Origin of the sequence: Anaerocolumna sp. MB42-C2 (assembly GCF_030913705.1) — a bacterium.
In the GTDB taxonomy this organism is placed as follows: Bacteria; Bacillota; Clostridia; order Lachnospirales; family Lachnospiraceae; genus Anaerocolumna.
Window position 1 is genome coordinate 2326804 of the sequence record NZ_CP133190.1, and the last position, 12726, is coordinate 2339529.

The 12726-nt window shown below is 37.5% G+C and carries 11 protein-coding genes; 1 reads left to right on the forward strand and 10 read right to left on the reverse strand.

Annotation, left to right across the window (positions count from 1 at the left end):
• Positions 1-44 precede the first annotated feature (44 nt).
• The 8 genes from RBU59_RS10330 to RBU59_RS10365 all read right to left on the reverse strand — a co-directional run bounded on the left by RBU59_RS10330 (position 45) and on the right by RBU59_RS10365 (position 9717).
• Entirely contained in the window at positions 45-1214 is a 1170-nt protein-coding gene (locus RBU59_RS10330; RefSeq protein ID WP_308147790.1) for an iron-containing alcohol dehydrogenase, read from the reverse strand.
• 116 nt (positions 1215-1330) lie between these two features.
• The gene (locus tag RBU59_RS10335; RefSeq protein ID WP_308147791.1) at positions 1331-2425 is read right to left on the reverse strand and encodes a response regulator; all 1095 of its coding nucleotides are present in this window, start codon (positions 2423-2425) and stop codon (positions 1331-1333) included.
• A gap of 22 nt (positions 2426-2447) precedes the next feature.
• Positions 2448-4145, reverse strand: coding sequence for a histidine kinase N-terminal 7TM domain-containing protein (locus RBU59_RS10340; protein ID WP_308147792.1), 1698 nt, complete (start codon positions 4143-4145; stop codon positions 2448-2450).
• Positions 4146-4494: 349 nt separating this feature from the next.
• The gene (locus RBU59_RS10345) at positions 4495-5649 is read right to left on the reverse strand and encodes a polyamine ABC transporter substrate-binding protein (protein ID WP_308147793.1); all 1155 of its coding nucleotides are present in this window, start codon (positions 5647-5649) and stop codon (positions 4495-4497) included.
• Positions 5650-5794: 145 nt separating this feature from the next.
• Positions 5795-6568, reverse strand: coding sequence for an ABC transporter permease (locus RBU59_RS10350; RefSeq protein ID WP_308147794.1), 774 nt, complete (start codon positions 6566-6568; stop codon positions 5795-5797).
• Positions 6565-7443 (reverse strand): ABC transporter permease, encoded by an 879-nt coding sequence (locus RBU59_RS10355; RefSeq protein WP_308147795.1) that lies wholly within the window; start codon positions 7441-7443, stop codon positions 6565-6567. Before RBU59_RS10355 ends, RBU59_RS10350 begins: the two co-directional genes overlap by 4 nt.
• Before the next feature lie 20 nt (positions 7444-7463).
• Positions 7464-8528 (reverse strand): ABC transporter ATP-binding protein, encoded by a 1065-nt coding sequence (locus RBU59_RS10360; RefSeq protein WP_308147796.1) that lies wholly within the window; start codon positions 8526-8528, stop codon positions 7464-7466.
• Between the two features lie 82 nt (positions 8529-8610).
• A complete protein-coding gene (locus tag RBU59_RS10365) occupies positions 8611-9717 on the reverse strand; it encodes a M20/M25/M40 family metallo-hydrolase (RefSeq protein ID WP_308147797.1) in 1107 nt (368 codons plus the stop codon).
• 288 nt (positions 9718-10005) lie between these two features.
• Between RBU59_RS10365 and RBU59_RS10370 the strand changes: the two genes are divergently transcribed.
• Positions 10006-10257 (forward strand): hypothetical protein, encoded by a 252-nt coding sequence (locus tag RBU59_RS10370; RefSeq protein ID WP_308147798.1) that lies wholly within the window; start codon positions 10006-10008, stop codon positions 10255-10257.
• 106 nt (positions 10258-10363) lie between these two features.
• Here the strand turns inward: RBU59_RS10370 and RBU59_RS10375 are convergent, their stop codons facing one another.
• Both RBU59_RS10375 and RBU59_RS10380 read right to left on the reverse strand, forming a co-directional pair.
• A complete protein-coding gene (locus RBU59_RS10375) occupies positions 10364-11545 on the reverse strand; it encodes an iron-containing alcohol dehydrogenase (protein ID WP_308147799.1) in 1182 nt (393 codons plus the stop codon).
• An 85-nt stretch (positions 11546-11630) separates the two neighbouring features.
• The gene (locus RBU59_RS10380) at positions 11631-12623 is read right to left on the reverse strand and encodes an aldo/keto reductase (RefSeq protein ID WP_308147800.1); all 993 of its coding nucleotides are present in this window, start codon (positions 12621-12623) and stop codon (positions 11631-11633) included.
• Positions 12624-12726 lie beyond the last annotated feature (103 nt).

Sequence of the window (12726 nt, forward strand, 5' to 3'; positions counted from 1 at the left end):
ATAAAATGGCCGTATGTCGGGTCAATCATATAATTTATTATATATTATTTATAAGAATCCTCTAAGATCTTAATACAGTCTTCTTTGGTTAACGGTACCGGATCTACTTCAAATAATCCGCCCATGGTATCATATGCTTTCACTACGTATTTCTCAATTTCTTCTTTCTTAATGCCATAATCGGACATCTTAAGTTCATCCACATGGCAAGCCTTTTGCAGTTTTACTAAAGCATCTACAAAGTCCATGGGGTCTGATGCATTCTCCCTACCCATGGCTTTTGCCATTGCAATTAACCTCTCCTTACAGCAATCCTGACCTGCAAAAAAAGTATAATAAGCTTTGCTGATCATAATTAAACCGGCGCCGTGAGGTAAACCGGGATGATATGCACTTAAGGCATGTTCCAGGGAATGTTCGGAGGTACAGCCCGAGGTGGATTCCACCATACCGGCTAAGGTATTCCCCAATGCCACCTTTTCTCTGGCATCTTCGTCCTTACCGTTCTCTACTGCTTTTGGAAGATTTAAACCGATCAGTTCGATTGCTTTTAATGCATACATATCACTCATAACATAAGCTGTTTTATTGATATAACCCTCTGTACTGTGAAACAGTGCATCAAAACCCTGATAAGCAGTTAAATCAGCCGGTACAGTTAACATTAGATCCGGATCTACCACTGCCAGAACAGGAAATGTTTTTTCGTAACCAAATCCGATTTTTTCTTCCGTATCTTCTTTCGTCGTAACTGTCCAGGGATCTACTTCCGTACCGGTTCCGGCTGTTGTTGTTATAGCTACTACCGGAAGAGGGTCATTTGGTACCGGTTGTCCTTTTCCGGTGCCGCCTGATATATAATCCCAATAATCCCCATCATTTACAGCCATTACAGCAATTGCTTTTGCTGAATCAATGCTGCTGCCGCCCCCAAGGCCTATAACAAAATCACAGCCATTTTCTTTGGCAAATTCCGCTCCCTCCATAACATGGGCTTTGATAGGATTCGGCAGAATCTTATCAAATACAACACAGGAGACTCCGGCCAAATTAAGTTCTTTCTCTACCCTGTCTAAATAACCGTTTGCTCTTGTAGATTTTCCTGATGAAATAACAATCAATGCCTTTTTACCGGGTAGCTTCTCCTTATGCAGATTAGAAAGCTGCCCTTTCCCAAAAAGTAACTTTGTAGGTATAAAATAATTAAAATTCATATCTTTCACCTAATTCCTTTCTATCAATTTCTCTTATAATGTTACCCCTTCGTATCATACTTACCTGTCAAATCATCTTACACCTTAGAGTTAACTAAAGGTCAAGTATTTTATGCTTATTCAAAAAATTTTCTTATTCTTTCCGAGGGTTTTGTATCATACTGTTCCAAAAGTATTTTTATTAACCACATATAGTGATTCAGAGCTTCTGAGTGGTACCCGGATTTTTTAAACAAATCAATCAAAGTATAGTTTACTTCTTCATCATAAGGTAACAGGACAGCTAAATCTTTATAATACCGGATTAATTCATTTATATCATTTTCACACTGAAATACACCAATGATTTCCCGTAATATTTTTACAAAGGTTTTACGAAATTCTTCATCTCTCTCCATAGACCAGATATATCCCTGTTGTGATAAAAATCCTTTATCATAAATCAGAAATGCCCTGTCAATGGAAAGATATGTATTTTTATCATCCTTGTCAAACCGGCTTAAGGCCTGGTTTACTTCAAAATAATCACAATCCACATTATGTGCGGCTAAACAGTATTTGTTTCCGCTATAGTTGATATGAAGTTCATCCCTGACCTCTGAAAATATCGTACGGATTCTGCAGATAGCTGTCTGAAGAATTGGTAATGCTCTTTGGGGTTCATAGTCAGGCCATAAATTATCTATGATGAGATCTTTATGTACATAACTGTCATGGTTCATCAACAGATAAGCAAATAACTCTTCCGCTTTCGCTCTTTCCCATTTAACCGGTGTGCCTCCGATAAAAATATCGAATTTACCAAAACATCGAATGGTTAATTCAGAAGATTCGGAGGGTTTATTTCGGTTTCTGTCAATTTGGATTTTATCTAGCATCTTTTGAAAACGTTCTTTTCTGACCGGTTTCATAATATAGTCCACCGCATTCAGATCAAAGGCCTGTACCGCATATTGATTCCAGCTGGTTACAAATACAATACTGGTATCCGGACTCACTTCCATAATCCTTTCTGCCAGGGTAAGTCCGTCAATTTCAGGCATTTCTATGTCTATAAAAGCAACATCCACAGATAAAGAGTTTATTTCCTCTAACACCTTAACCGGATTCTGATATTTCTTAATCACTTCCATTTTGCCCGAGAGAAGAATCAGATCACTTATCTCTTCCAGGGTATACCATTCATCATCAACTACAATTGCTCGAATCATATTGTCTTCCTCGCTTATAAACTTATATTATAATAGAAAAAGGAATCGTTAAAGATACTATCGTTCCCACTCCATGTGTGCTTTGAATATTCAAACCTTTATTATAATATTTAAGCAGCCTTTTATGTATATTAATTAACCCAATGCTGCTAACATTAGAATCGTCTGTTAACAGACCTGCTAATTTTTCCTCTGAAATGCCGACACCATCATCTTGTATTTCAATTAACAACTCATCGTTTCTGCAGATAATTCTAAGCCATACATTACCACCGTCCGCTTTTTTTAAAATACCATGGCGGATAGCATTCTCAATTAATGGCTGAAGTACCATTCGAGGTATTTTAACGTCCGGTATTTGCTCACAAATTAAATGATAATTAAGCCGTTCTCTAAACCGTGCCTTTTCTATCCTTACATAGGTATCTACCGTCTCCAGTTCATGATCCAGTAATACAGTAACCGATTTACTGTCAAAATAATACCGTTCAGCTAAATATTCACCTAAATTAGTAATGAGTTCTTTCGCCTCCTCCGGAGCCCTGGTTATCATGGAGGCGATAACACTTAATGTATTGTTTATAAAATGAGGGCTGATTTGTGCCTGAAGAAAAGAAATTTCATGCATTTCAGCAATATTCATAGCATCGGAAGCCAAATGTTCCAGACTTTCCTGCTTTTTCGCATAAGGTGTAATATCTTCAAAATATACCATCTTTCCTATACCAAAGCCATCCTCTGCCATAATCGGATTCACTGAAACCGAGAAAACTCTTTTCTCCCCGTCATAATTTCGACTGAATTCAAATTTATTCGTATCCTCCAGTAAAGGATACAATTCAGGATTCCGGGTTAAGAATGAATGGATGGAATGCCTTCTGTGTTTTTTCAAATCTTCCGGGTACAATTTAAGAAATGTATCATTATAGTCAATAATCCGGTCAGCTATATCAAGTAAAAGAATTCCCTCTCTGGATTGTCTGAAAACCATCTCCGTGGCAATCGGTATCGTTTTAAATATACGCAGTCCAAAAATGCCATATAAGTACAAAATACCGGAAAAGAAAGTTGTAAGCGGAAAATAATCTATCCCCAGGTAATTTAAATTACTGGCATTTAGATACACAGAAATCCATGGAAATATACAAGCGATGATCATAATAATATATCCGCTTCGATATGATTTAGGACTTTTCGTAATTGCTTTTATATAACAGTAAACTGTAGAACATCCAAGAAAAGTACCTGATGCTACCATTAAAAAAAACAAATTTCCTTTTGTTGAGAAAATGACCGGAAAAAATCCGTTACTTTCAAAACGATAGGAGGAAATATAAGAATGATGTATTCCATTCGTGTAAAAAATGATAGTATAAAGAACCGGATGATATAACAGCAGATATTTAGCAATATTAATATATCTTTTTTTCACCATTGCATACTCCAATCCCATCAAAGCCCAAAGGTAATGCTGAACCGGTATTGCTAAATGCTCCGCATTAAACCAGAATAGTGCAGTACGAAACTGATTGGAATTGATCTCTCCGACATAACAGCCATTGTAGATTATAGCCGTAAACATCAATAGATAGAAATACTTCGCTCCGGGCATTTTTGTTCGCTTTTTAGAATAAAACAGCAAATAGACTGCACATATAACTGACAGAGAAAGTAATGATGTGCAAAAAAACCTTATTTCATTCATATCTGTATATGGCATTCCCTTCTCTTATGATATTTTCTTCCTGTCTCTCTTTAGATAAATGCAGAAATAATTTCCAATCTATGTAACATAAGTATTTACTAATAGAAAAGAAATGTCAAGAGATACTTAATTACCATATCAGGATGTCGTAATTTATATAAATACAATAGGATTAGGGTATCAAAAGCTCAATTTGCATTTTGAGAGAATATAAAAAGAACGGAAGGAAACTTAAACGTCAGTTTTCCTAATCTAACATTTCGTTTTCCTTCCATTCCCTCTGTCTCTTATGTTCCTATAAATTTTCTGCCCATGGTATTATAAATGTGTTTATAAAGCTTAGTCAGTTTGGATCGCGTATCATTTAATCACAGGCAGCAACAAATTCATTCCACACTTTATTATGAAGATCCTCAGCATCCTGAGAGATATTCTGTATGATTTCACCGTCTTTTACGGAAGCCGGTACTACAATGGAACTCTTCATTTCCTCTGAGATATAATCTTCCGCTGCTTTTGTTGTGCAGTAATATCCTATATATTCAAAACATTTGGCTGATATCTCCGGTCTTAGGATATAATCCAAAAAGGCAGAAGCCGCATCGGGATTCGGTGCCTGCGATGGTATAAATCCTGCCATAATTCCAAAGCCCAGCCCCTCTTTGGGATATACGACCTTTAAATCAGGCCTTGCAGCAAGTGCCTGGGTAACCTGTGATGTATATAAAAATGCAGCACTGACTTCCCCGCTGATAATATAATCCTGGGCATTGGTATCACTTATAATGCGGACATTGGGAGCCAGTTCTTTTAACTTATCTCCTGCTTTTTGAATGGTAGGAAGGTCATTAGTATTAAAGGATTCTCCCATGGTTTTTAAGGTAATACCGTTAATAACACGGTAATTTCCGACGATAGCAACGCTGTCTTCTAAAGCTGTATTCCACAAATCACTGTAACCGGTTATTTCAAAATCAATCAAAGCCGGGTCATATACAATTAAAGGAATTCCTGCTCCATAAGGAACCGTATATTCATCCTTTGTATCATAAAACTGCCCCTGGTAAAGAGGGTTGATGTTTCCTATGTTAGAAATCTTAGATTTATCCAGTTTTTGTACAAGACCCTCTTTGACTGCCAAATCAATAATATAATCATCTGCTATAACCAGATCATAATCACCGCCTTTTGTTTCTTCAAGTTTGGCGAGCATATCTTCATCATAATCAAAGTTTGAATAATAGATACGTACTCCGGTTTCTTTTTCAAACCCATCCAAAACTTCCTGTGGAAACATACCATCCCAGGTATATAAATTAAGGTCTCCCTCTATTTTTCCACTTACTTTCTCTGCTGTTTCACCTAATACTGTATCCTCAGTAACAGCACCCTCTCCTGCAGTCTCCGCTGCCGGAACTTTATCCTGTGCAGCCGTATCTTCAGAATTATTCTTAGCACACCCTGAAAACAAAGATACCACCAGGGTTAATACAGCAAACAGTCCAACTAATCTTTTCATAATGCTTCCTCCTTAAATTATATTCATGATGCCGGGGTCAAAACCCTTAATTGGGGCTTTTGACCCCGGTATCTACTCATTTAGTTATTTCGTAACTAGGTTTTTATCTGAATATACCACACAATTGAGACACTTTACTGCTTTTTTACTTCAGCCTTTTTTTAATCTGTCCTGACAGAACCAGCAGAATAATGGTAACAGCTAACATAATACTTGCAAGAGCATTAATCTCCGGCGTTACACCGGTTTTTAATCTGGTATATATTTTTATCGGTAACGTATTAACCTTAGGCCCTGTTACAAAAATACTAATGACCACGTCATCAAAGGACATGGCAAAAGATAATAACATTCCCGAAAGAACCGCAGGCTGTATTAGCGGCAGGGTAATATCAAAAAATACTCTTATAGGAGAAGCCCCTAAATCCCTGGCAGCTTCTTCAATACTTTTATCCATTCCGATCAGACTTGCCCGGACCATCATAAAGATATACGGTATACAAAATGACGTATGTGCAATCACTAAGGTAGTCATACCGAAAGGTAATCCCATAATTGAAAAAGTCGCTAAAAATACCATACCTAATATTATTTCAGGAATCATAATGGGAATCATAGAAAAATACTCTACAAACCCATTTGCTTTCCTTTTTATTCTGGTCATTCCAATCGCACCTAACGTACCGATAAAAACTGCCGCCAGGCAGCTCAAACAGGCTAACACAAGACTGTTGAGCAAGGCCTCTTTTATATCTCGGTCACGTAATAACTGCTGATACCAGGATAGAGACCAGCCGCCCCATATGGATGTAATTTTTGACTCATTAAAGGAATAGATGACCGTTAATACAATAGGAATGTAAGTAATAATTAAAAATATGGTTAAATAAAGCATTGGAAGTTTTGTTCGATTTTTCAAAATAATCCCTCCAATTCTTTTGTATTAGCCAACTTACGGTAAAGTCCGATGATCAGGGAGGTTAAAATCATAAGTATCACAGATAAGGAGGCTGCGAACGGAAGATTTCTGCCCTTAGTCAGTTGCTCCTGTATTACATTACCCACCAAAACAATCTTATTACCGCCTAAGATGTCCGATACAAAGAAAAGACCCATGGAGGGTATAAAGGTAAGCACCACACCGGATAAAAGTCCGGGAAGGGTAAGCCGGAAGGTAACCGTTATAAAGGCTTTGATTCTGCCGGCCCCCAGGTCTCTGGCCGCCTCCACCAGTGTCCAGTCCATTTTCTCAACACTGGAATAAACAGCCAATATCATAAATGGAACTAAAACGTAAATCATACCAACCACGACTGCCGGATAGGAATATAGCAGCTTTAAAGGTTTTTCTGTAATATGTAATCCCATAAGTACCTGGTCTAACGTGCCATTACTGCGAAATACAATAATCCACCCATATAACCGGATTAAGCCACTGGTCCAGAAAGGTATCATGAGAAGCATCATAACTCTGTTCTTTATATTTGCAGGTAATTTTGCCATAAAATATCCGAAAGGATACCCGAATAAGGTTATTAATAAAGTTACAACAAGGGCTAACTTAAGAGAGGAGAGGAACGTACTGATATATAACGGTTCTAAAATCCTTATGTAATTATCCATTGTAAACCGGTTAACCGTACCCCACACCTCAGCCCTTGTTAAAAAACTTAACACCAGCATATAAATAAAAGGAACCAATACAAAAACCAAAGTGAATACATAAATTGGGACCAGTGTCAGCCATAGAAATCTATTTTTGTTTTTTTTCTTATTTTCCGTTATGAAATCCATTGCATATAAAGGTTCCTTTCCTAATTATTAACGATAACCGCATTATAGGTATTCCAGCCTATTTTTGCTTCATCACCGATTTCCAGATTATAATTAATTCCATGGCGGCTGGCAACTAACTCCTCTTTATTATTCAATTGGAATACCATTCGAAGTAATCCGCCGGCAAAAGATTTATCCATAACCTTGGCTGTTATGGGATATTCCATTTCTTCATTCACCAGGATGTTTTCACTCCGTACTGCTAAGGTGATCCTATCACCAATTTTGAAATTCTTTTCTGTCTTTTTGACTGCAATACTCTCCATTCCGACGGAAACCATCAAATTATCTTTATCTACGAAAGATACTTTTCCCTCAATGACATTGGCATTTCCGACAAACTTAGCGACATAACTGGTTAATGGTGTATTATAGACTTCATCCGGTGTTCCAACCTGTTCAAAGATACCGTCCCTCATAACTACAATACGGTCAGACATATTAATTGCTTCTTCCTGATCATGAGTAATATATATAAATGTGATTCCTAATTTCTTCTGCAATTTTTTCAGTTCCAGCTGCATTTGCCTGCGCAGCTGTAAATCCAAAGCTCCTAAAGGTTCATCCAATAAAAGTATCTTGGGATTATTGATGATAGCCCTGGCAATTGCAACCCTTTGCTTTTGACCACCGCTCAGTTCGGAAGGTTTTCGTTTCTCAAAACCTTGCAATTGAACTAATTCCAATACTTCTGTTATTTTCCTTTTGATTATTTCCTTAGGTAATTTTTTTAATTTTAATCCATATCCGATATTCGATGCTACATCCATATGGGGAAATAAAGCATAACTTTGAAACACAGTGTTTACATCTCTTTTGTTTGGTTCCCTATCCGTAACATCCTCACCACTTAAGACAACATTTCCAGAGTCAGGTGTTTCAAGACCTGCAATAATCCTTAGTGTAGTTGTTTTACCACAGCCGGACGGCCCTAAAAAAGTAATAAATTCACCTTTGTTTATATTTAAATCTATACCTTTTAATACTTTGGTATCACCGAAGCTTTTTGTTATCTTTTGTAATTTTAATATTGTTTCCTCCATACATTCAGCTCCAATTTCTTTATTTTCCTAGTGTTTTAGTATGTTATTAATTATTCCAGTATATTCCTGTTAAAATAGTATGTCAAGTCATTAATTTCAACGTGATATTACTGCATCGTTCCAATTCATCTATATGGGTATATTCTTTTGTGGAGTGTACGGCATTCATTCCGCAGGCGATAACAATTCCCGTAATTCCATTACGAACAAAGTTGTTATTATCACTTCCGCCGAATGTGGCAACATAATCGGTTTCATACCCCAATTCTCTGCAAGCTCTATCAAAACGCTTCACAACCTCTTGCGCCTTGTCTATTTCATATGCAATACATCCGAAAGAAGTTTCAAATTTCAGCTCTGCTCCAAAAGACCAGGCAGTTTCTTTAAATATATGTTCTATCTTATCAATCTCGGCTAATGTTTTATTGTGATTCAGACTGCGTACTTCCCCTTTTAAGATACACTTTTCCGGTACTATATTTCGGGCAAGACCCCCCTCAATAATCCCCACATTAACCGTAGTTTCTTCATCAATCCGCCCCTGTTTCATTGCGGTAATTGCTTCTGCTGCTGCGGATATTGCGTTAATACCTTCTTCAGGTGCAAATCCTGCATGGGATGCTTTACCGGTAAATTCAGACGTAAAGGAAACCAGCGTCGGAGCTTTTAAGGCAGCTGTACCCACCGGACCGCTTAGATCAAGTACATATGCTTCTTTAGCTTTAATCTGATTATAATCAAATACTTCACTGCCACGAATATACACTTCTTCTGCAATTGTAAACAATACTTCGACACTTCTATGTGACAGCCCTTTCTCTCTTATGGTCCGCACAGCTTCCAGAATAGCTACTACTCCCGCTAAATCATCCGCTCCTAAAACCGTACTTCCGTCACTCGTAATCGTACCGTCTTCCTGTATCATAGCTTTTTTACCGGTACTAGGCTCAACCGTATCCATATGAGCGGAAAAAAGCAGCGGATCACCTTTTATATCTCCTTTTAAAAATCCGTATAGATTTCCTGCATTCCCACCATAAAACTTATAAGCATCATCTTCGGTAACTTCAAATCCTAACCCGACTAAATATTGCTTTAAAACATCTGCCATTTCTCTCTCTTTAAATGACGGAGCATCGATGGATACCAATTTAATAAATTCCTCCGCTGCCCTGATTTTATTTATCATGTTTCTTCCTCCTTCTTCTTTTATATAATTTATAGGAAATAGCTTTTTGAATATGCCATGCAATTGATACAAATTTCATCAGTTGCCTTCCGGGCAAGATTCTATAGGAATATATGCAATTTGGCGAAACCATAATTTAATATTTGCTTTTACCGAATGAATCATAAAATACATTAAATGAAATATACTATTATCTACGGTAAAAATCGTAAAAGTTTTGATTCTATTTTACTTTTAAATTATATTAGCCATAATTAGTATTTCATTATGGGAAAGGAGTAACTTGTAATGTCAAAAGTTATTATGGGTATTAAACTAATGGAGCGTATGAAGTCAGCAAGTAAAGTGCAGGAATTACTTTCCGATTACGGATGTGATATCAGCACACGACTTGGTCTTCATGTTGCTGCTCCGGACGCATGCAGCCCCCATGGACTCATCATCTTGGAATTTATTGATGATGCAGATGATGCAGCTGCCGAATTTGAGGAAAAGCTGGCCAAAATTGCTGATGTCAAAGTCCAGAAAATGGTATTCTAGCTCTTGGTTAAAGAAAAGCCCGTTTCAAAACTTACACGTTTTAATACATGCGATTTCTTCTTTCGCGGGTATAAAATTGAAAGTTTTGATACAGGCTTTTTGGCAATTATCTTGCCATCTTAAATATCTCTTCCATATCTTCCATTTTAAGTATTTGAAAACGTCCTATGGTTCTGGTATTTTGAAAACTGCACTTATAGGCTAGTTCGTGAATCTGCTCATCCGTTGCCTCTACTCCTAACTCACGGATAGAAATAGGCATACCAATACTCCGGTAGAAATCTTCCATGACCTTAATCCCTTCCAGTGCCGTTTTATTAGTATCATTGAAATTATTCGGAACACCCAGTACATTAACTGCAAACTGTGCAAAACGGCTTTCGGAGGTTTTATATACATATCTAGCCCAGCTTCCCCATACTGCAGCCAGACCGGCACCATGAGTAACATCAAACATACCGCCTAATTCATGTTCCAGCTGATGGGGAGCCCAATCTCCTCCTGTGGTGCCGCATCCGGTCAAACCATTGTGGGAAATACTTCCGGCCCACATGATTTCCGCTCTGGCATCATAATTACTTGGATCCTCCATTAAAATTTTTGCATTCCGGATAACCGTTTTCATTAAAACTTCACTAAAACCATCCGTTAATTCCATGGTTTTACCGGTGCTAAAATAACGTTCCATGGTATGCATAAGAATATCTGCACATCCGCTCTGCGTCTGATATTGAGGCAGGGAATAGGTTAGTTCCGGGTTCATAATAGCAAATTTACAGCGGCCGTAGTCCGTATTGCAGGCTCTCTTAAGCCATCCCTCTTCATTTGTTATAACACAAGAATTACTCATCTCACTTCCTGCTGCAGCTATTGTTAATATCACACCGATTGGCAGGCAGCCGGTTGGAGTCTGTTTCCCTGTAAATAAATCCCAAACATCGCACTTATTTGCAATACCATAACCAATTGCCTTAGCAGAATCAATAACGCTCCCCCCGCCAACTGCCAGGATAAAGTCGACTTCTTCCTTTCTGCAAAGTTCTATTCCCTCATATACCTTGGATAATCTCGGATTGGGAACTACCCCGCCCAGACTGACATAACTTATCCCCGCAACTTCCAGTGAACGGAAAACCCTGTCCAACAGGCCAGATTTAACAGCACTTTTACTGCCGTAATGAACCAGAACCTTTTTACAATTTTGCTCTTTTACTAATGTTCCTGCCTGTTCCTCTGTTCCTTTACCGAATAATACTTTAGTAGGTGTAAAATATAGAAAATTTTCCATGACAATATACCTCTTTCTCTGATTTAGTAAAACCTGGTATCTCTATTGTATTACCTAGAGATAGCTATAGGTCAATGGTTTATTTTTAAAACAAATCATATTTAACTTTTAATTCACTTGCCTCCAGTAATCCGTTTAATTGCTCCAACTTAGTTACACTTCCAATCGGAATTACGTCAAAAGGCTGATTCAGTAAATAAGCCACGGATAAGGCAAACACAGAAATACCTGTATTATTATGGATTTCAAGAAATTTCTCATATAATTTTAGGTTTCTGCTATTTAAATATGCTTTCTTTAAATTATCAGTAAGTTTCAGTTCCTCTATAGATGTTAAAAGGCTTCCCTCTCTCACCTCTGCTTTCGCCTGATACAATTTTTCAAAAAATCCATTGGCAGTTGAAGTATAAGGAATCAATGGCAGCTTTGTTTTTTTATGCCATTCATAAAATGCCTCATCCGTTACTTCCATGGTAGCATCCCGCTCCGGTTGGTTATTCATATTAAGGCTGGCGGCACTCCATTGATTGGATACAGCACTAAATCCCTGCAGGTTATGCTCTTTTGCATAATTGTATGCTTTTTCCATACGTTCTCTACTAAAATTAGAAGCACCGTAATATCGAATTTTACCACTCTTTACCAGTTCTTCCATCCACTCTAAAATCTCTTCCATCGGCTTGTTTTTATCATCCCGGTGAAGCCAGTACAAATCTATATGGTCAAGCCCTAATGTCCGCAAACTTTCATCAAGGTCATGATGAATGTCTTCTTTGGTAACCCTTGGTATATGAGGTGCCTTAAAATCATAGTGTGCTCCTTTCGTACCTATTATTATATCATTTTTTATTTCTTTTAATTTTAACCATTTCCCGATGATTTCTTCACTTATATTTGCCAGCCCAGGTACCCAGCGGCAGTATACATTAGCCGTATCAATAAAATTTCCGCCTGCTGCAGTATATGTATCCAGCACCTGGAATACTGTTTTCTTCGTTAATTTCTCTCCAAAATTTCCGCCGCCTAAACAAATATTACTTACCAGCAGATCCGTTCCGTTTAATTTTATTTTCTTCATAATAAACCTCCTGCGTGTAAATCTTTTATAGTTCAACAATAGTATTCATAACATATTTATCCAGAAAACAGGTTAATATTAACAATCCATAATTAGATATCAT